Here is a 21,955-nt window from a genome sequence, read left to right as displayed (position 1 = left end):
TAAATCCAACTCCATTCTTTTTATCTTAGCAATAAAATTATAATGGATAATTTATGTATTGGGGAGATGTTTTTACATCTCCTTTATTTTTTTGCTACCTTTGCCTACTAAAATTATACTCTAACTAGAATAAAGACAGTTGATTAGTATCAGACATCCCATCTAAGCATCCATGTTGGGTCATAGTTTCTATAGCTGTTTTTGTGATTTTAGCCCTGCGCCTTAAATCTTCCTTTGATATAAACTCCCCATCTTGTCTTGCATTGATAATTGATTTAGCTGCATTGTCACCAACACCGACAAGTGCATTAATAGGAGGTCTTAGTGAATTTCCTTCAATCTTAAACTTTGTTGCATCAGATTCATAAAGATCGACTTTTAAAAATTCAAACCCTCTTTTGATCATCTCAAAGGAAAGTTCTAAGGCTGTTGTTAAACCTTTTTCCTTAACAGACGCAGCATTTCCTATTTCATATAGTTCCTGAAGATTATGATAAATAGCCCCTTCTCCTTTACATATTAGTTCAGCATCAAAATCATCTGCTCGCACAGTAAAATATGTTGCATAATATGCTAAGGGATAATATACCTTAAAATAAGCAATTCTAACTGCCATCATTACATAAGCAACAGCATGACCTTTTGGAAACATGTACTTTATCTTTTTGCATGAATCTATATACCAGTCAGGAACACTATGGGCTTTCATTTCTTTTTCATCTTCATCTGTAAGCCCCTTACCTTTTCTTACTTTCTCCATTATTGTAAAAGAAAGCTTTGGTTCTAATTCCTTGTGCATTAGATAAACCATAATATCATCCCTAGTTGCTATGCAATCCTTAAGCGTTGTAAGCCCTTCTTTTATATAATATTGTGCATTATTAAGCCAAACATCAGTCCCATGTGAAAGTCCTGATATTCTAACCAAATCAGCGAAACTCTTTGGCTGAGTATCTACAAGCATGCCTCGAACAAATTTTGTTCCAAACTCAGGTAATCCATAGGAACCTACCTCACAATGGATATCCTCTTTAGTAACTCCTAATGCTTTTGGTGATGTAAATAAAGATATTACCTTCTCATCATTTAGTGGTATTGTCGTCGGATCAAGACCAGTTAAATCCTGAAGCATTCTAAGTACAGTCGGATCATCATGACCTAGTATATCAAGCTTTAGCAGTCTACCAGAAATTGAATGATAATCAAAATGTGTTGTCTTAACATCTGACTCACTATCATCTGCCGGATGCTGAACAGGAGTAAAATTGTGAATATCATTGTCGCTGGGAACAACCATAATCCCACCAGGATGTTGACCAGTTGTTCTTTTAATACCAGTACAACCTAGAGTTAATCGTTCTATTTCCGCGCCGGATACTGTCATACTTCTAGAATCTAAATATTTTTTTACATATCCATATGCAGTTTTCTCTGCTATTGTTCCTATTGTTCCCGCTTTAAATACATAACCTTCTCCAAATAAAACCTCAGTGTATCTATGTATATCACCTTGGTTATCTCCAGAGAAATTAAGGTCAATATCAGGCTCCTTATCGCCTTCAAAGCCCAAAAAAGTTTCAAAGGGAATATCATGTCCATCTCTTATATATTTAGTTCCGCACTTTGGACAATTTTTGTCTGGCAAATCTGCCCCTGAACTTACAGATCCATCAGTAAAGAACTCTGAATTTTTGCAATTAGGACAAACATAATGAGGTGGCAATCCATTAACTTCTGTAATATCTGACATATTTGCAACGAATGAAGAACCAACAGATCCTCTCGAACCTACTAGATAACCATCACTAAGAGACTTTGCCACTAATTTTTGTGCAATTAAATAAAGAACAGCATATCCATTATTTATTATTGAATTTAATTCCTTATCTAATCTTTTTTGAACAACCTCTGGAAGTGGATCTCCATAAATAGAATGGACCTTATTCATAGTCATATTTCTAATATCATCCTCTGCGCCTTCAATTTTCGGAACATATGTTTCATCAGGAATAGGCTTAATAAATTCAAAGCTATCTGATATAATTTTAGGATTTTTTATAACAACCTCTCTTGCTTTTTCCTCACCAAGGTAGGAAAATTCCCTAAGCATTTCATCAGTTGTCTTAAAGTAAAGAGGAGGTTGATTATCTGAATCTGAGAATCCCTTTCCCGCCATAATAATTTTTCTAAACTCTGCATCTTCCGGATTCAAAAAATGAACATCGCCAGTAGCAACAGTAGCCTTATTACAAGCTTTGCCTAAATTATATATTCTCATATTTATATCCCTAATCTCATCTACATCCTTGACTGATCCCTTTTCTATTAAAAACTGATTATTTCCTACAGGTTGTATTTCTAAATAATCATAAAAATCAATTATTCCCTTAAGTTCTTCATCAGATCTTCCATCTAGAATAGCCCTAAATAGTTGACCTGCTTCACATGCTGACCCAATAATAAGCCCTTCCCTCAATTCTACAAGTTTTGTTTTAGGAATTCTTGGAGACTTACTAAAATAATTTAGATGCGATTCAGAAATTAATTTATATAAATTCTTTAGACCTTTTTGTGTCTTCGCAAAAATTATCGTATGATAACTTGGTTGTTTTTTTATATCAATATTACTTAAATATTTTTTATTTAAAGTATCTAAATCGTGAATATCCATTTCCTCTTCGATCTTTTCAAAACACTTTAAAAGAATATCGCAAGCACATTTAGCATCATCAATAGCTCTATGATGACTATTAAGCTCCACACCTAAATGCTTTGCTACAATATTTAATTTAACCCTTTTAAGTTCTGGATATGCAAATCTTGCAAGAGGTATTGTATCCATTATAGAGAAATCAAAGTCTAAACCCACATCCTTGCAATTCTTTTTAATAAACCCAACATCAAAGGGAGCATTGTGAGCAACTAAAACGCTATCTTTGCAAAATTCCATAAAGGTAGGTAAAATCATTTCTATTGTTTCAGAATCGCGAACCATATCATCTGTAATGGTAGTTAATTCGGTAATCTTATAGGGTATTCTAACCTTTGGATTAACAAACTCACTAAATCTTTCTATAACTTCACCATTTCTAATTTTAACTGCTCCAATTTCTATAATCTTATGATTTTTCGAAGAAAAACCTGTTGTTTCTAAGTCAAATATAACATATGTATCTTTTAAGGTATTTCCTTTCTCATTTAGGACCATAGGAACTCCATTATCTACTAAGTAAGCCTCTACCCCATATAAAATCTTAATATTATTTCTTTTTGCAGTTGTTTGAGCTTCTGGAAATGCCTGAACTACCCCATGATCTGTAATCGCTATAGCCTCATGTCCCCACTTTGCAGCTTGTTCAATTAGTTTGCCTGCTGAGGTCATACCATCCATACTACTCATAGTTGTATGTAAATGTAGTTCAATCCTTTTCTCTTGAGCGCCATCCATTCTTTCAATCTTTTTCATTTTAACTATATCTCTACCCATTAATACAACTTCTTTTGCATAACTATCAAAAACAGCTTCCCCTCTAACCTTACAATAGAGTCCCTTTTTAACGTTGTCCAAAACCTCATCCTTTTCATTAAGCTTTAAAAAGCATTTTACTGCAATTGAACTTGTATAATCAGTAATAAAAAAGGTTAAGATGATTTTCCCTGTTCTTGTTTCTAAAATTTCAGTTTTAAATATTTCACCTATAACAGCAACATAACCTGAAGTCTCATCTATTTTATTAATGTCAGTTGCTTCTAAGCTGATATTTCTACCATAAATAGTATTCTCGCCCTTAGGCTCTCTTTTATAACTTTGCTTTTGATATTTAGGTTGCTCCTTAGATTTACTCTTTTCCCTTGATCCTGTATCATCCTTAGAAACCGATCTTCCTTCAAAAGCATTCTTAAGCATTTTTTTATTTTCTTTAAGTTTTGCCTCTTCATAGTTACTTTCCTCTAGAGAAACATCAAAACTTAATTCAATTTTTATTTGTGTATTAAATATATCTTTTATCTTCTCTGATATCTTCTCTTCAACCTTCTTAGTCTTTAAATGATTAACCAAAGCCTCTGAGCCATATCCTATTATTACTTTATTATTTACTATGCTCCTATGCTTTGAATTTAACACTTCCTTTGCAAGAGGATTTTTTTTAACTATCTCTTGAGTAATATCAAGCCAATACTTATTTACTATTTCCTCTGTAGAAAGATTACAAACATCCTTATAGCATAATATCTCTACATCTATATTTAATCCTAATTCTTTTAAAACTGTGTTTTTTATAAAACTTTCTTCTTCTTTATTTAAAGATTCCTGTGCTCTTACTATTATTTTAAGGAGATTACTCTTTTTTAAAAACTGAAATCGAATAAGCTTAAGTTCTTTATCTTCTAAAGATTCATTTTTTTTAAGCTCCATTCTAAGTTTTTTTATAAAATCTGTACTCAAAGTATCCCTCCTTAATATCTTTAATAGTTGTTATATAAATAGTTTTAATTTTAAAATAAAAAAGGTGGACTAGCCACCTTTTATAAAGCTTCAATTTCCTTCATTAATTCTGAAACTAATTCCTCTTCTTTAACTTTTTTAATTATTACACCTTTTTTGAAAATTATGCCTTCACCTTTACCTCCAGCAATTCCAATATCAGCTTCTCGAGCTTCACCAGGACCATTTACAACACATCCCATGACAGCAATCTTTATGTTTTTATTAAGCCCCTCGATCCTTCTCTCGACCTCTTCAGCTATTTTTATTAAATTTATTTGAGTTCTTCCACAAGTAGGACAAGAAATGAACTCTAATCCGTCTTTTCTAAGTCCAACAGCCTTTAAAATTTCCTTAGCCACCTTAATTTCTTCAATAGGATCACTTGTTAAAGATACGCGTATAGTATCTCCAATTCCTTCTGCAAGTAATGTTCCTATTCCTACACTCGATTTTATAGTTCCTTTAAACTTTGTTCCGGCCTCAGTAACTCCTAAATGAAGTGGATAATTACACTTTACACTCATGAGCCTATAAGCCTCTATCATCATAGCTACATTAGAAGACTTTATGGAAATTACTATATCATAAAAATCTAATTCTTCAAGAATTTTTACATGTCTTAAAGCACTTTCCACGAGCCCCTCTGCTGTAGGTTTACCATCTCTTTCTAAAATATCTTTTTCTAGAGATCCTGAATTAACACCTATCCTAATGGGAATTTTCTTTTCCGACGCCGCCTCAACTACCATTTTTACTTTTTCTTTGCTCCCTATATTTCCAGGATTTATCCTCAGTGCATCAACTCCATTTTCTATAGCCTTTAATGCTAATTTGTAATCAAAATGAATATCAGCAACTACTGGAATAGGTGACTGACTTGTTATTATTTTTAAGGCGTCAGCAGCCTCCATATCGGGCACTGCACATCTAATTATTTCACAACCTGCGTTATAAAGAGTTCTTATTTGCATTAAAGTTGCTTCCGAATCTCTCGTATCTGTATTCGTCATAGATTGTATAGTTACAGGGGTCTTACCACCTATTAAGACGTTTTTAACCTTAACTAATATAGTTTCTTTTCTATCCATTGTTATTCACTCCTAAAAGTTCATTGGGAATAATATATCTTTAACCGTTACTAATATCATTACTCCAAATAAGAATATAAATCCTATAGTGTTTAACACTCCAACTATTTTATCTGGAACTTTTCTTCTTGTTATTAATTCAATTAAAATTAATATGCAATTTCCTCCATCTAGTACTGGAAGAGGTAAAAGATTAACTATTCCAAGCCCAGCTGACATAACTGCAATTAAATATGTGAGGTTCCATATACCTGCCTTTGCAGCACTTGACGAAATCTGAAGTATCGCAACAGGACCACCAAGATCAGTTTTCAAATTTCCTTTTCCTTGTAGAAGGTTTGCTATAACCTTATAGTTATTAGTTACAATTGTTGCTGTTTCATTTAAACTATGCTTAAATCCAGCTCCAAAACTAGGATTCTCAACAACACTAAAAACAACACCTAACATATATTTTTCCTGTTCCTCGTTGTACTTAGGAGTAATGGATTTTTCAACCTTATTTCCATCTCTCTCAAATTCGATATTCATAGTTTCACCCTTTGATAATCCAATTTCAATATTAACATCATCCACAGTGAAGACTTTGCCATCATTTATCCCTGTTATTTTATCTCCAACCGCAAGTCCAATCTCCTGGGCAGCACTTTCTTCCTGCACCTGGCTTAATGTTGTATCTGCAAAGCCAAAATGAGTATAAAATGCACTAAATAAAACTATAGATAAAAGGATATTCATAAGAGGTCCTGCTATAATAATTGAAAATCTTTGAAGTGGAGATTTATTTTTAAAATATCTATCCTCTGGTTCTTCTTCTATCTGCTTATCATCGTCTTTATCATCATCTTTACTGTCATAATCAATAGACCCGAGCATATTTACATATCCACCTATAGGTAATAAGCCTATGGAAAACAAAGTTTCCTTTCCTTGATGTGAAATTATTTTAGGCCCAAAGCCTATAGCAAATTCCAACACCTTTACTCCATTTATCTTAGCCAGTATATAATGACCTAGTTCATGGATTATTATCATTACTCCAATTGCAAGTATACCTAAAATATAATACAAACTTTTCCCTCCTAGCTATTTTTATTTAAAACATATTCTCTAACTTTATTATCTATATTAATTACATTATCAATAGTCAATTCTGTATTCATATGTTCTTCAAAGTTTACCATAGCATCTTCGATTATATGAGATATTTCTAAAAATTGAATTTTTTTATTTAAAAAGAGATCTACAGCTACTTCATTTGCAGCATTCATAATTGCAGGCATGACCCCACCTCGAGTGCCAGCTTTAAAAGCTAATTTTAGACATCTAAATACATCTGTATTAGGCTTCTCAAAATTCAGTTGTGATATTTCATAAAAATCTATAGACTTTGCTATTTCATTTTTTCTGCAAGTATAATTTAAAGCATATTGTATTGGTAATCTCATATCTGCAGATCCTAATTGTGCAATAATACTTGAGTCTTTATATTCAACCATTGAGTGTATTATACTTTCAGGGTGTACTAAAACTTGAATATTATCATAATCACAATTAAATAAAAAATGTGCTTCAATTACCTCTAGGCCTTTATTCATTAAGGTAGCTGAATCTATTGTTATTTTATTTCCCATACTCCAGTTAGGGTGATTTAAAGCTTCATCAACTGAAATATTTTCAAGTTCTTTTGCGCTTTTTCCTCTAAATGGACCTCCTGAGGCCGTTAATATTATTTTTTTCAATGATTTAATATCATTTCCTTGTAAAGCTTGAAATATCGCACTGTGCTCTGAATCTACAGGCAGTATTTTGACACCCTTTTCACAAGCCCTCTTCATGACAATTTCCCCAGCGACTACTAATGTCTCTTTATTAGCTAAAGCAATGTCCTTATTTGCTTCTATTGCAGCCATTGTAGGTTTGAGTCCAATCATTCCAACAACAGCTATTAGAGCTATATTAATTTCTTCCAGGGTAGCAATTTTTATCAACCCGGCCATACCAGAATAAACTTTTATATTAAATTGCTTTTCCCTACAAAAACATTCAATTTCTTTTGCACTTTCTGTATTCATCATAGCTAAATATTTAGGGTTAAATTCCGTAATTATATCTTTCATTTTTTCAACGGAAGAGTTTGCTGTAACTCCTAACAGTTCAAATTCTCCTGGTGATTTTCTTAGTACATCAAGGGTTTGCATTCCTATTGAACCCGTTGCACCTAAAATAGAAAGTTTCTTCATTGGTTTTTCCTCCTAATAGTAATTTACCCTTCATGGTAAATAATTTCATTTGCTAATATTCCATATAATGGTCCTACCATAAGCCCCAATATCCCAAATAATTTTATTCCAATATAAATTGATAAGAAAATTAGAAGAGGATGTATTTGAAGCTTACTACTTAAAAATTTAGCTTCTAAGATTTCGCGAATAACCTGTACTAATATGTATAATACTATTAATCCAAAAGCTATTAAATAATCTTTTACTATAATATTGTATATTATAATTGGAATAAATACAATTATAGTTCCAACGTAGGGTAAGATATCTAAAATACCGCATATTACGCCTAAAAATATAGGTCTTTCAACTTTTAAGATAATAAAACCAATAATCATTTCTATAGTAGATATAATTATTAGTACTACTTGTATTATCACAATTTCTCTTAAATTTCCTCTTTGATAAGTAACCTTATTAATAATATCTTTTGGCAGTATTTTTTTTAATAATCCTACTATTTTATCTCTATCTACAAGCATAAAATATGCACAAACATTTCCTATAAAATAGGACATAATTCCTTCCCCTGTAGCCGACGCTCCTGATTTAATAAGATCCTTGTCCAAAATTGCTAAAGCTTTTTCTACAAAATTTATATTTCCTTCTAGAAATTGTCCTGCATACAGCAATAGTTCTTCTATACTATTTATATTTTCATAATATAATTTATCAATCAACCAATATATAGAATTCCCTAGATAAATAATTATAATAATTAGTACTGTATTTACAAAAAATATACTGAGAGCACCTGCTATACCTGCAGGAATATTAAATTTAATAATAAACTTATATAGAGGTTTTGATACGCAAAAAATTATTATCATTGCAATGAAGGGTTTAAAATAATATTTTATTGCTAGAGTTATTGACGTTATTACAATAAATAAAATAACTAAATCTATAAGTTTTTCATATTTTTTTCTAAACTCCACTTTTCCACCTATTTAAAATGTTACCTTAAAAATATATGCATAGGGGATAGTCTTAAGTATACATATTTTTTTTAAAATAAAAAAACACGTTGATATCTAAATCAACGTGAATTATTCCTATAAATTAAGTATAAAGGTTAAATAGTAAAACACCACTATTGCAGAAAACAAAATAGAATCAAATCTATCTAAAATTCCGCCATGTCCAGGTATTAAATTGCTATAATCCTTTATTCCAACATATCGCTTTATAGAGGATGCAACTAAGTCTCCAAATTGGCTAATTCCTCCACAAAGAGCACCTATTATTAGAAAATGATATATTGATATATCTACGCCTTGATTTCTTGCAAACATACCAAATAGTCCACAAAAAAACGTAGCACCTATTAAACCACCAATAGATCCTTCAACAGTTTTTTTCGGACTAACCCTTGGACAAAGCTTTCTCTTTCCGAAAAGTTTTCCAGAATAAAAAGCTACAGTATCGCTCATCCAGGAGCCTATAAAAATTAACCATACTAAAAATATTCCATCCATTTTTATATTTACTAAATATATAAAACTAAAAAATATTCCTACATATAAAAATCCAAATAAAGTAATAGCTACATCTATAAAAGTATATTTCAAATTAATTACAGGTATAATTAAAAGTAAAAAAGTTGCTATTATTATAAAATTCATTAAATATTCCATATTATGATTAAATAGATAGTATATTAATAATAATGAATATCCTATAGGAGCAATAGGATTAAATTCCTTTTTCCTTAAAGCATTATAGAATTCATACATCCCCACTAATGATAATACAAATACAAAAATTTCTAAAGGAAGTCCTCCTATAAAGAGGAATAGTATAAAAGGAGCAATCATCAAAGCACCTAAATATCTGTTATTAGATTTCAAATTGTTCACCTCAATCTTTAATTGCACCAAAACGTCTATCTCTGTTTTGGAAATCATAAATGGCTCTTCTTAAATCTTCCTCAGTGAAATCTGGCCAATTTATATTTGAATACCAAAATTCCGAATAAGCACATTGCCATAATAGAAAATTACTTAATCTTTGTTCACCAGAGGGTCTAATTATAATATCTGGATCTGGCATATTTTTAGTATATAAATGATTTTCAAACATTTTATCATCTATCTCAGAAGGTTTAATTTCACCAAGAGCAACCATTTCAGCAATTTCTCGGGTTGCTCTAATTATTTCATCTCTTCCTCCATAATTTAACGCAACATTCATAACTATACCAGTATTATTCTTTGTTATTTCTTTAGCTTTTTGTATTTCATCTATACAATCATTAGGAAGTCTCGATGAATCACCTAACACATTTATAACAACACCATTCTTATGGAGTTCACTAATCTCTTCTTTAAGATATTGTACTAAAAGCTTCATTAAAGTATTAACTTCATTTTTAGGTCTTTTCCAGTTTTCTGTAGAAAAAGCATACAAAGTCATATACTTAACCCCTAGCCTATCAGCTTCTTTAATAATTCTTCGAATAGTTTCCACTCCAGCCTTATGTCCTAAAGCTCTTGGAAGATTCTTAGCCTTGGCCCATCTGCCATTACCATCCATTATTATAGCAATATGTTTAGGGATATTTTCCATATCTAATTGTACATCATTGTTTTCTAACGATGTTTTTTTCTTAAATAACTTAAAAATATTTCGCAAAAAGTAATACCTCCTAACTATAAAATTAAGAAAAACCTGCTAAAGAGCAGGTTTTTCATGCTAGCCCTATATAGACATTACTTCCTTTTCCTTAGAAATAATTATAGATTCAACTTCCTTTACATAAGTATCAGTAACTTTTTGAATATCATCTTCAGAATCTTTAATTTCATCTTCTGAAACATCATTTTCTTTTTTCATTGCCTTTATCTTTTCGTTAGCATCTCTTCTAATAGATCTTAATGCAACTTTAGATTCTTCACCTGCTTTTTTAATATTTTTAACTAATTTCTTCCTAGTTTCTTCAGTTAATTCAGGAATTATAAGTCTTATTACAGAACCATCATTTGAGGGATTAAGGCCTAAATCAGACTTTAATATAGCCCTTTCAATATCCTTTAATAAAGGCTTTTCCCAAGGTGTTATCATTAATACCCTTGGTTCTGGAGATGACACATTAGCAAGTTGAGATATCGGACATGGACTTCCATAATAATCTACTTGAATTCTATCAAGCATAGTTGGATTAGCTCTTCCGGCTCTCATTGTGTTTAAATCTGACTTTAAAACACCAATTGTTTTTTTCATTTTTTCTTCAGAATTTTTAATTATATCTTTTATCATAAAAACCCTCCTACTACTTAGATACTAAAGTTCCAAGCTTTTCGCCTAAAATTGCTCTTCTAATGTTTTTAGGATCATCAAGTCCAAATACTAATATTGGTATATTATTATCCATACATAACGAAGTAGCCGTAGAATCCATAACTTGCAACCCTTGATCTAGAATTTCTAAATATGTTAGTTTGTCATATTTCTTTGCATCAGAGTACTTATGTGGATCCTTATCATATACTCCATCAACTTTTTTAGCTAAAAGTATAATTTCAGCTTCAATTTCAGCAGCTCTTAATGCAGCTGTAGTATCAGTTGAAAAATATGGGTTACCTGTTCCTGCTGCAAATATTACAACTCTACCTTTTTCAAGGTGTCTCATAGCCCTTCTTCTAATAAAAGGTTCAGCGACTTCCTTCATTTCAATAGCAGTTTGCACCCTTGTTTTCACTCCTACTTGTTCTAAAGAATCCTGAAGTGCTAATGCATTTATGCATGTAGCTAGCATTCCCATGTAGTCCGCAGTAGTTCTATCCATACCTTCGCCAGTTCTACCTCTCCAGATATTTCCGCCACCAACAACAGCTCCAACCTCTATGCCCATATCTACGATTTCTTTAATCTCTAAAGCTATGTTCTTTGCAACGTTAAAATCCAATCCAAAACCACTCTCGCCTGCAAGAGCTTCACCAGATAGTTTTAACATGACTCTTTTATATTTGCATTCAGCCATTTTCATACCTCCACTAAATATAACTTATTCATTTCCTAAAAAAAGAGAACACTGAGTGTTCTCTTTGATTTTATTTACCCATTTGTCTAGCAACTTCTTCAGCAAAGTTTTCTTCAACCTTTACGATTCCTTCGCCTCTTTCAAATCTTATAAAACTGTTAACTGTTATTGGAGAACCAACTTCTTTTGACTTTTCTTCAATAAACTTAGTAATTGTTTTATCTCCATCTTTAACCCATAACTGTTCTAAAAGACAAACTTCTTTGTAGTACTTTTGAATTCTTCCTATAACCATTTTATCAACGATCTTTTCAGGCTTTCCTTCATTTAATGCTTGAGCTCTATAAACTTCCTTTTCTTTTTCAACAGCGTCTTGATCTACTCCACTCTTGTCTAAGAATAATGGGTTTACAGCTGCAACTTGCATACAAAGTTCTTTAGCAACTTCTAAAAGTATTTCAGATTCAGTTTCACATGCAACTTCGACTACAACGCCAATTCTTCCACCACCATGGATGTAAGTTTTAATTGCACCTTTTTCAATTGAGAATTTCTTGAATCTTCTTACTGTCATATTTTCGCCTAATGTAGCAATCAATTCTGTAAGAGCTTCTTGAACTGTCTTTTCGCCTTCATACTTTTCACTTAATAATTCTTCAACTGTTGTAGCACTTGTTTCTGAGGACATCTTTGCTACTTTATCAGTAAATGCTATGAATTGCTCATTAGCAGAAACAAAATCTGTTTCACAATTTACTTCAACTATACCTGCTGTTTTATTGTCTTCTGTAATATATGTCTTAACAAGACCTTCTGCTGCAACTCTTCCTGCTTTCTTAGCAGCATCAGCTAATCCCTTTTCTCTTAAAAGTTCTACAGCCTTTTCTATGTCTCCATTAGTTTCTGTTAAAGCTTTTTTGCAGTTCATCATTCCTGCACCGGTTTTTTCTCTTAACTCTTTAACTGATTTAGCAGTTATCATATTTAATTCCTCCTCAATTTTGAAAGTAACCCTTACCAACTAGGGCAAAAGGTAAATGAAGCAATTTGCTCACTTACCTTTTATTTTTAAAAAAACTATTCAGCAACGACTACTTCCTCTTGTTCTTCTTCTTCTTGTGCTTGTCTTGCTTCAATAATTCCATCAGCCATTTTTGAAGTAATTAATTTAACTGCTCTTATAGCATCATCATTACCTGGGATTACATAGTCAATTTCTTCTGGATCACAGTTAGTATCAACTATAGCAACTACAGGAATTCCTAAAATCTTAGCTTCTAAAATAGCATTTTTTTCTTTTCTTGGATCTACAACAAACATTGCTCCTATATTTTGAGCATCAATGTTTCTGATACCACCAAGATTTCTCTCTAATTTTTCAAGTTCTCCCTTAAGTTTTATAACTTCTTTCTTAGGTAGAACCTCAAATGTACCATCTTCTTCCATTTTTTCAATTGCTTCTAATCTCTTTATTCTAGCTTTTATAGTATGGAAATTAGTTAGCATTCCACCCAACCATCTATTATTAACGAAGTGCATATTTGCTCTTAATGCTTCTTCTTTAATAGCTTCTTGAGCTTGTTTTTTAGTTCCTACAAATAAGACATCTTTTCCTTCAGCTGCAACTTGTCTAATAAAGTTGTAAGCTTCTTCAGCTTTCTTTACAGTTTTTTGAAGATCGATAATATATATACCGTTTCTTTCTGTAAAGATATATGGAGCCATCTTAGGGTTCCATCTTCTTGTTTGGTGTCCAAAATGTACACCGGCTTCTAATAATTGTTTCATTGATATTACTGACATTTTATTACCTCCTGGTTTTACCTCCACTATCTTCATTCTTGTCTAACCTCCCTAAGGCACCAATTAGACTTGTTAGATAATGTGTGTATTTATTTACTAACTTAGTATACCATAAGGTTTTTTACGTATCAACAATATTTTTATATATTTTTGCAACTTATATTGATATTACGCATAAATATGAACATTTTTTGTTATTTAAATAAAAAAAACTAGATAAAAACTCTAATCGAATTTCTATCTAGCTTACATCTATGTTTAATTCTACACTTTTTACCTAATTTTTTTCAACTCATCTAGTAACTTTTCATTAAGAATTTTTATATGTGTGCCCTTCATTCCAAGAGATCTTGATTCAATTACTCCAGCACTTTCAAATTTTCTTAAAGCATTTACTATTACACTTCTTGTTATACCAACTTTATCAGCAATCTTTGAGGCAACAAGTAATCCTTCCATACCATTTAATTCATCAAAAATATGTTCTACAGCTTCGAGTTCAGAGTAAGAAAGAGTTCCAATTGCTAACTGAACTACTGCTTTTTTTCTAGCTTCATCCTCTATCTCATTTTGTTTAGCTCTTAGCATCTCCATTCCAACTACTGTTGCGCTATACTCAACAATAACTAAATCATCATCAGTAAATGGATTTCCAAATCTAGCTAATAATAAGGTTCCAAGTCTTTCTCTATTTCCCATTATTGGCACAATAGTTGAAAGCTTGTCTGAAAACTCGCAATTTTCTTCCCCTTCAAGAACACACATTCCTTTATTTTTAAGATTTGCAGAAGTTTCTGTTGTATTTAACAACCTAGTATTATAATCTGCTGGGAATCTTCTATCATCTACTACTTTCTTCTTCATGATTTCACAGTTGAAATTTTCAGAAAAAGTATGCCCTAATATTTTTCCTTTTCTACTTGCCATATAAACGTTACACGCCAATACATCACTTAGAAGTTTACATATATCTTCAAATACAACCGGTTCTGCACCTGATTTTTGTAAAATTTTATTTAACATTCTTGTTTTATTTAGTAATGATGACATTTATTATCCCCCTTGCAATGTATGCAATTTACTTTCAATTACCTTTTAACCTGTTCGAATTGTTTTAATTTTCAAATTATTTCAACAACACATTCAATATTAACACAGCATTTGACTTATTACAACAAAAAATATTTCACGATTAGCATACTTTCTTACCTAATTCATTATATTTAAAAGCCCCCTAATCATATAGATTAGGGGGCTTTTTACTCTATTGTTCGTTTTTATTATCTTCCTTTGGCAATTCTCTTTTATAATCACATTCTTTATTGGAACATTCTACATAATTTCCACTTTTTTTAGAATATCGTTTTACCATAAAAACATCACATTTCGGGCATTTTTCTTTAACCGGTTCATTCCAGCTAACAAATTTACAGTCTGGATATCCAGAGCAGCCAAAAAACTTTTTGCCTCTTTTACTCTTTTTGACAACTATATTTTTGCCACATTCAGGGCATAAAACATCAAGTTTCTCTACTATCGGTTTTGCATTCTTACACTCAGGATATCCTGGGCAAGCAAGGAAATTACCATATCTCCCTCTTTTTATAACCATCATTTTTCCACATTTGTCACAAGGAACATCACTTACCTTGTCCTCAATAACTACCTTGCAAACTTCTTTTTCGGCCTTATCAATAGCTATCTTTAAAGGTGCGAAGAACTCTTCTACAACCCTTCTCCACTGATCACTACCTTCTTCAACATTATCTAATTTTCTTTCCATCTCAGCAGTAAAATCAACATCTACTATTTGTTCGAAAAATTCACTTACTATATTATTTACTATAAATCCGAGTTCTGTTGGAATCAAATTTTTCTTTTCTCTATGGACATAATCCCTACTTAGTAAAGTTGATATAGTTGGAACGTACGTACTTGGTCTTCCTATTCCCTTTTCTTCCATTAATTTTACGAAAGATGCTTCTGTGAACCTTGCTTGTGGTTGAGTAAAATGTTGCACTTTATCTATAGAATTACTCTCAAGAACTTCTCCTTCTTCAAGGTTTGGAAGTAACACAGATGTTTCTTCTTCCTCTATCATATAATCATACAACTTCATAAATCCATCAAACTCTACAACAGATCCACTTGCCTTGAACTTATATTCTCCATTAAGTATGTCAATTGAATTAGTATTCAAAATACATGTAGCCATTTGACTTGCCATAAACCTTTTCCATATTAATGAATAAAGTTTAAATTGCTCTGGTGTTAAACTAACCTTTGCAACCTCTGGACTTATTTCAATATAAGTCGGTCTTATTGCTTCATGTCCATCTTGAATATTTTTCTTTGATTTATATACTCTTGGAGTTTCCGGTAAATATTCTTTTCCATAAGTTTTTTCAATATAAGCCATTGCACCTTCTTGAGCTTCATCTGCGATTCTAACAGAATCTGTTCTCATATAAGTAATTAGGCCAACTGTTCCATATCCTTTAATATCTATACCTTCATAAAGACCTTGTGCTATGGACATTGTTCTTCTTGTCATAAAATTAAGTTTTTTACTTGCATCTTGTTGAAGTGTACTTGTTATAAAAGGTGGTAAAGGATTTTTGTTTTTCTTACCTTTTTTAATTGTTTTAATTTGAAATTCTCCATCTTTAAGTTCATTAACGATTTCGCCTGCGCTTATTTCATTTGGAATTTCTATCTTCTTACCATTTTTTGAATTAAGCCTAATGGCAAAGCTTTTATTTTTTTTCTTCATGACACAATCAACAGACCAATATTCTTTAGGAATAAAGGCCTTTATTTCAGTTTCCTTATCACAAATAAGTTTTAATGCTACAGATTGAACTCTTCCTGCACTTAAACCCCACTTAACATTTCTCCAAAGTATAGGACTAATTTCATATCCAACTAACCTATCTAATATTCTTCTACCTTGTTGTGCATCTACTAAATTAAGGTTAATTTTCCTAGCTGCTTTAATAGCTCCTTTAACTGCAGTTTTTGTTATTTCATTAAATACAATTCTGCATTCTGATTCCTCATCTATCTTTAATATATATGCTAAATGCCATGATATTGCTTCGCCTTCGCGATCAGGATCCGTTGCAAGATAAACCTTATCTGCTTTTTTAGCTAGCTTTTTAAGTTTAGTAATAAGCTCGCCTTTTCCCCTTATAGTTATGTATTTCGGATTAAAATTATCTTCTATATCAACGCCTAACTTGCTCTTTGGTAAATCTCTTACATGCCCCATGGATGCCTCAACAATAAAATTCTTACCTAAATATTTTTGAATAGTTTTCGCCTTTGCAGGCGATTCTACTATAACTAAATTTTGTCCCATATTAAAAAACTCCATATAAATTTATGGAGCCTTCACCCCCTTATAACTTCAAATAATCTTCGCATAATAATTGCCAGGTAGGCTAATTATTTCTTTTTTATTTTGCATCTCAAACAATACATTAAACAACGCTTCCCTTCCAACATACGCCTTATTAACAATATCGTCAATATGTGTAGGTCCATCTGAAACTATATTTAGTATCTTTTTCTTTATAGGAGATAACATTTTTATACTTCTATTGGTATCTAATTTTAATAATAAATATAAATCTTCCATGCTGCAAAACATTTGTGCTCCGTCGCGTATTAGCCTATTACATCCTACGCTTCCCTTAGAAAATATGGATCCTGGAATAACCATTACATCTTTATTTTGTTCCATAGCATAATTTGCAGTAATTAGAGATCCACTTTTTTCTGAAGCTTCAATAACTAATACAAGTTCACTCAATCCGCTTATAATTCTATTTCTTCTAGGAAAATTAAAACTTAATGGAGCAGTCTTCGGCAAAAATTCTGACAATATAAGCCCATTTCTCTCTATTTGTTTAAAAAGTAACTTATTTTGCATAGGATAAACCACATCTATTCCACATCCTAACACCACAATTGTACTCCTATCATCTTCAATAACAGTATTATGAGCAACAGAATCTATCCCCTTAGCTCCTCCACTTATGATTGTGATATTATAATTTATCAGCTCTTTTGTCAATAGCTTTGTCACCTGAATACCATATGTTGTACATGTCCTTGAACCAACAATCGCTACTATTTTATTTTTTAAAAGTTCTATATTGCCTTTATAAAATAGTCCATATGGAGGATATTGAATATTCTTTAAAGACTCTGGATACTCCTCATTTTGTATAGTAATAAGCCCCACTTTATTATCATTCATCCAGCTTAGCATATCTTCTGCTTTTTCAAGTTCTACTTTCTTATTATAGTCTTGTAATTTTTTTAATATAGAAGTTTCTTCTATTGCCAAATTATGAAAATTATCATAAATATTTTTCTCACTTTTAAATTTTTCAAGAAAATTAATTTTTATATTGTCGCTTACATTTAATAGTACTAACCATATTTTGTACTTCATAAAACGTCTACACCTTTCATAGGATTTCTCCATTATAATCTTTTCTAAATCCCATAGCTTCAATTATATTACCTTCAGTAATATCTTTAAACCCTTCTATATCAGCTATAGTTCTACCTAGTTTTATAACTTTTCCATAAGCCCGTAAAGAGGGTTTACTACTATTAAAATATTGCTCTAATATTTTCTCAACAGATCTACTAATTCTACAAAGCTCATAAATGTCTCTTCCCTTTATCTGTGAATTGTAATAATACTTACTTCCATTTAATCTAACTCTTTGAGATTCTCTAGCATTAGTAACTCTCTCCCTCATCTTGTTGGAATTGTATTCATTTTTAATATCTTTAATATCCTTATATTCCACCCTTGGCACATATGCGTATATATCTATTCTATCTTTAAGGGCTTTAGATAACCTATTAAGGTACCTAGTCCTTTGCATTTCAGTACAAGTACAGCTTATATCTTCCATTGAATCCAAGCTACTTTTTCCACAAGGGCACAAATTAAAAGATCCTACAAATAAAAAGTCTGATGGGAGCTTATAGTTGTTATATAATCTATTAATATGTATGAAACCATCTTCAAGTGGTTCACGAAGAACCTCCAGGACTTCACGACTAAACTCTAATAACTCATCAAAAAACAAAACTCCTTTGTGTGCCAGAGTCACCTCTCCAGCCCTTACACCTCGTCCCCCACCTACAATAGAACATCTTGTAGCAGTATGATGAGGTGTTCTAAATGGACGCTTTACCCTATTTTGTTCTTGTAATAGTCCTGAAATACTATATACTTTTGCAACTTCTAATTCCTCCTCCGGTGTTAATGACGGAAGAATAGATGGCAAAGCCTTTGCAAGCATAGTCTTCCCAACTCCAGTGCTACCATAAAGTATAATATTGTGGTTTCCAGCTGCTGCTATTTCCATAGCTCTTTTCGAATTTTCTTGCCCTACTATCTGAGAAAAGTCTAAAAATTCATTATCTATTTCTTTCCTTAAATCTTCCTCTTCATAAGGTAGTACATCTTCAAAATTAATAAATGAAACTGCCTCCTTTAATTTATTAAAGGGAAAATGTAATGTATTATGGCTGTATATACATTCATTAACATTTTCATAAGGAAATATATATTTTTTAAAGGATTTTTCTAACCCACCTATTATAATAGGAAGAGTTCCTCTAACACCTTTTATTTCTCCTGACAAGGAGAGTTCACCAAAAACTATATAATCCGTCAGATCTCTTTGTCTCATCTGCTTAGTTTCCATTAGTATTCCAAGTGCTATAGGTAAATCCAACAAAGATCCTATCTTCCTCATGTCGGCAGGAGCTAAGTTTATTGTTATCCTTCCTATAGGAAATTCAAATCCACTATTAATAATAGCTGATCTTACTCTCTGTTTTGATTCTTTAACTGCAGTATCAGGAAGTCCTACGATTGTGAAAGTAGGCATTCCTTTAGTTATGTCAACTTCCACGTTAACAATTAAGCCTTCCATTGCTGAATATGTCGCACTATAAATTTTTATTGCCATATTTTATCACCCTTTTAGATTATTACCCTCACTTTTAATAATTAAACCTTAATCATGGAAGAATATTTTTATGGTTTTAGGGAATTAATTTAATATATTAGATTTTGAGGTGATAAAATGCATAGTGAAAACAAAAATATAGGAAACTATGGAGAACAATTGGCAACAGATTACTTGAAAAAGATTAAACATATTATCCTAACGAATAATTTTAGAATAAAAAAAGGTGAGATAGATATTGTATCTAGAGTAGAGGATATAATTGTATTTACTGAAGTTAAAACAAGATATAATCGTCTTTACGGTATTCCCCTAGATGGAGTGACATTTTCAAAGCAAAATACAATTAAGCTGATTGCTTCTTACTTTATATATAAACATAGTTTATATAATTGCAATGTTCGTTTTGATGTTATTGAGATTAGTTTAAATTATCATGATGACAGCTATAAAATTAATCATATAAATGATGCCTTTAGATAAAAAAAAGTAAGCTAAAAGCCTACTTCTAAAATTGTAATATTTTTGTTAAAAAACTCATTCTATGAATGGAACAGGGTCCATATTTTTTTAAGCATTCAATATGTTTGCTAGTTCCATAGCCAACATTATCTTCAAAATGATATTGAGGATATTGTTTGGCATATTCCTTCATTAAATTATCTCTATATACTTTAGCCACTATAGATGCAGCAGCAATACAAGCACTTTTTGTATCACCTTTTATTACAGCCTTATTTTCTATTTGAATTCCCTTAACTAAATAACCATCAGATAGAACTAATTCCGGAATAATTGCCATAGAATTACAAGCTTCAAGGAATATTTTATTATTAGAATATGCTATTCCCTTATTATCAATTTCTTCATTTGAAGATACTGAAATATTATATGCCAATGCTTTCTCTTTAATAATTATAGAAAGTTCTTCTCTTTTCTTCTCTGAAACTTTTTTCGAATCATTAATACCCAAAATCAGTTCTTCTTCTAAGGTACTAATATCTAATATCACAGCACAAGCCACTATAGGTCCTGCAAGGGGTCCTCTGCCTACTTCATCAACTCCTGCTACATATTTATAGTCTCCAAAGGATTTGTCAAAGTTATACATAGTTTTAACCCGTTCTATTTCCTTTATAATCTTATCCTTGCTTCTTTGGAGTTTTGTTCCAAGAGCTATAACATTCTTTCTACCATCATTTTTTAATATATTAATTAAAACATTCAGTTTATTATTATCTAATCCTTCATTTAAACTTATATTATCTACACTATCCTTAATAGCTTTATGACTTTTTAAAGCTATGTCCTCCGTAAATAAATCCATTTTAATTCTCCTCTTTATTTTCTTCTTTCTCTTCTATATGTTCTTCTTTACGTTCTTCTTTCTCTTCTATGTGTTCTTCTATATGTTTTTCTTTCTCTTCTTTACATTCTTCTTTTTTCGGTCTTTCCAAGGTAATATTGCCTATCTTACCACCTCTAAATTCATCTAGAAGCAATACTGCAATTCTTGTATAATCTATCTCTTTCCCACGCATTATACAACCTCTCTTTATTGCAATAGCATCAAGAATATCCATAGGATTTTCAAAAACCTCATCAAGCTTATATCTTTCAATTAATTTTTCCGGATAAAAAGTTTGAAGTCTTACTACAAGCTTATATGCAAGCTCTTCTATATCCATAACTTCATCTTTAATTCCACCTGTAAAAGCTAAATTTAAGGCAGTTTCTTCATCTTCAAATCTTGGCCACAAAACCCCTGGCGTATCTAAAAGTTCAATTCCCATAGAGGTTTTAATCCATTGCTTGCTCTTAGTAACACCTGGTCTATCACCAGTTTTAGCAATACTTTTTCTAGCCATTTTATTAATGAAAGTAGATTTACCGCAATTAGGTATCCCAACAACCATTGCCCGAGTTGTTATATTAACTAGTCCTTTTTTTCTCAACCTATCATGTTTTTCCTTCAATAGTTCAAGCAAAGCCGGCTTTATAGCATTTAGCCCCACTCCTGTTAAACAATTTACTTCTAGCACTTTTACATTGCTTAATGACAATGATTTAATCCATTCAGTTGTAACTTTTTTTTCAGTTAAATCACTTTTGTTTAAGAGAATAATCCTTGGTTTATCTTCAACTAATTTTTCTATATCAGGGTTAGCTGAACTGCTTGGTATTCTTGCATCTCTAACTTCAATAATTGCGTCAACTAACTTTAAATTTTCTTTAATTTCTCTTTGGGTTTTTTTCATATGGCCTGGAAACCAATTAATAGCCATTGTTGTTCCTCCTAAATT

At 31.4% G+C, this 21,955-nt stretch carries 18 protein-coding genes; 1 reads left to right on the top strand and 17 read right to left on the bottom strand.

Features of this window, described 5'->3' with window-relative positions:
• Positions 1-124: 124 nt before the first annotated feature.
• The 15 genes from CLVI_RS02495 to CLVI_RS02425 all read right to left on the bottom strand — a co-directional run bounded on the left by CLVI_RS02495 (position 125) and on the right by CLVI_RS02425 (position 19,652).
• Positions 125-4,447, bottom strand: a complete 4,323-nt coding sequence (locus CLVI_RS02495) for a PolC-type DNA polymerase III (protein ID WP_106058532.1) — start codon at positions 4,445-4,447, stop codon at positions 125-127.
• 80 nt (positions 4,448-4,527) lie between these two features.
• Entirely contained in the window at positions 4,528-5,577 is a 1,050-nt protein-coding gene (gene ispG, locus CLVI_RS02490) for a flavodoxin-dependent (E)-4-hydroxy-3-methylbut-2-enyl-diphosphate synthase (RefSeq protein WP_106058531.1), read from the bottom strand.
• 12 nt (positions 5,578-5,589) lie between these two features.
• On the bottom strand, positions 5,590-6,648 hold the full coding sequence (locus CLVI_RS02485; RefSeq protein WP_106058530.1) for a M50 family metallopeptidase: 1,059 nt from the start codon (positions 6,646-6,648) through the stop codon (positions 5,590-5,592).
• An 11-nt stretch (positions 6,649-6,659) separates the two neighbouring features.
• Positions 6,660-7,820, bottom strand: a complete 1,161-nt coding sequence (dxr, locus tag CLVI_RS02480) for a 1-deoxy-D-xylulose-5-phosphate reductoisomerase (RefSeq protein WP_106058529.1) — start codon at positions 7,818-7,820, stop codon at positions 6,660-6,662.
• Positions 7,821-7,843: 23 nt separating this feature from the next.
• Positions 7,844-8,800, bottom strand: a complete 957-nt coding sequence (locus CLVI_RS02475) for an AI-2E family transporter (RefSeq protein WP_242980522.1) — start codon at positions 8,798-8,800, stop codon at positions 7,844-7,846.
• A gap of 117 nt (positions 8,801-8,917) precedes the next feature.
• Complete coding sequence (locus tag CLVI_RS02470) at positions 8,918-9,712, bottom strand: phosphatidate cytidylyltransferase (protein WP_106058540.1); 795 nt, start codon at positions 9,710-9,712, stop codon at positions 8,918-8,920.
• Between the two features lie 10 nt (positions 9,713-9,722).
• Positions 9,723-10,496 (bottom strand): isoprenyl transferase, encoded by a 774-nt coding sequence (locus tag CLVI_RS02465; RefSeq protein ID WP_106058527.1) that lies wholly within the window; start codon positions 10,494-10,496, stop codon positions 9,723-9,725.
• A gap of 66 nt (positions 10,497-10,562) precedes the next feature.
• Positions 10,563-11,120: a ribosome recycling factor gene (gene frr, locus CLVI_RS02460; protein WP_106058526.1), complete on the bottom strand. Its 558-nt coding sequence runs from the start codon at positions 11,118-11,120 to the stop codon at positions 10,563-10,565.
• Between the two features lie 13 nt (positions 11,121-11,133).
• Complete coding sequence (gene pyrH, locus CLVI_RS02455) at positions 11,134-11,844, bottom strand: UMP kinase (protein WP_106058525.1); 711 nt, start codon at positions 11,842-11,844, stop codon at positions 11,134-11,136.
• Positions 11,845-11,914: 70 nt separating this feature from the next.
• A complete protein-coding gene (gene tsf / locus CLVI_RS02450; RefSeq protein WP_106058524.1) occupies positions 11,915-12,826 on the bottom strand; it encodes a translation elongation factor Ts in 912 nt (303 codons plus the stop codon).
• Positions 12,827-12,921: 95 nt separating this feature from the next.
• Positions 12,922-13,647 (bottom strand): 30S ribosomal protein S2, encoded by a 726-nt coding sequence (gene rpsB, locus CLVI_RS02445; RefSeq protein WP_106058539.1) that lies wholly within the window; start codon positions 13,645-13,647, stop codon positions 12,922-12,924.
• A gap of 273 nt (positions 13,648-13,920) precedes the next feature.
• On the bottom strand, positions 13,921-14,697 hold the full coding sequence (codY, locus tag CLVI_RS02440) for a GTP-sensing pleiotropic transcriptional regulator CodY (protein WP_106058523.1): 777 nt from the start codon (positions 14,695-14,697) through the stop codon (positions 13,921-13,923).
• A 214-nt stretch (positions 14,698-14,911) separates the two neighbouring features.
• Complete coding sequence (topA, locus tag CLVI_RS02435) at positions 14,912-17,008, bottom strand: type I DNA topoisomerase (RefSeq protein ID WP_106058522.1); 2,097 nt, start codon at positions 17,006-17,008, stop codon at positions 14,912-14,914.
• A gap of 48 nt (positions 17,009-17,056) precedes the next feature.
• On the bottom strand, positions 17,057-18,109 hold the full coding sequence (gene dprA, locus CLVI_RS02430; RefSeq protein ID WP_106058538.1) for a DNA-processing protein DprA: 1,053 nt from the start codon (positions 18,107-18,109) through the stop codon (positions 17,057-17,059).
• Positions 18,110-18,125: 16 nt separating this feature from the next.
• Complete coding sequence (locus CLVI_RS02425; RefSeq protein WP_106058521.1) at positions 18,126-19,652, bottom strand: YifB family Mg chelatase-like AAA ATPase; 1,527 nt, start codon at positions 19,650-19,652, stop codon at positions 18,126-18,128.
• 117 nt (positions 19,653-19,769) lie between these two features.
• Between CLVI_RS02425 and CLVI_RS02420 the strand changes: the two genes are divergently transcribed.
• Positions 19,770-20,135 carry a YraN family protein gene (locus tag CLVI_RS02420; protein WP_106058520.1) on the top strand — a complete coding sequence of 122 codons (366 nt, stop codon included), beginning with the start codon at positions 19,770-19,772 and terminating at the stop codon, positions 20,133-20,135.
• A 25-nt stretch (positions 20,136-20,160) separates the two neighbouring features.
• Here CLVI_RS02420 and CLVI_RS02415 read toward each other — a convergent pair whose 3' ends face one another.
• Complete coding sequence (locus CLVI_RS02415; protein ID WP_106058519.1) at positions 20,161-20,979, bottom strand: ribonuclease HII; 819 nt, start codon at positions 20,977-20,979, stop codon at positions 20,161-20,163.
• A 1-nt stretch (position 20,980) separates the two neighbouring features.
• Complete coding sequence (gene ylqF, locus CLVI_RS02410) at positions 20,981-21,937, bottom strand: ribosome biogenesis GTPase YlqF (protein ID WP_106058518.1); 957 nt, start codon at positions 21,935-21,937, stop codon at positions 20,981-20,983.
• Between the last annotated feature and the right edge of the window lie 18 nt (positions 21,938-21,955).

Source organism: Clostridium vincentii (assembly GCF_002995745.1).
Classification (GTDB): Bacteria; Bacillota; Clostridia; order Clostridiales; family Clostridiaceae; genus Clostridium; species Clostridium vincentii.
Note: the sequence above shows the minus strand (reverse complement) of the source record. Positions and strands in the feature narration are given on the sequence as shown.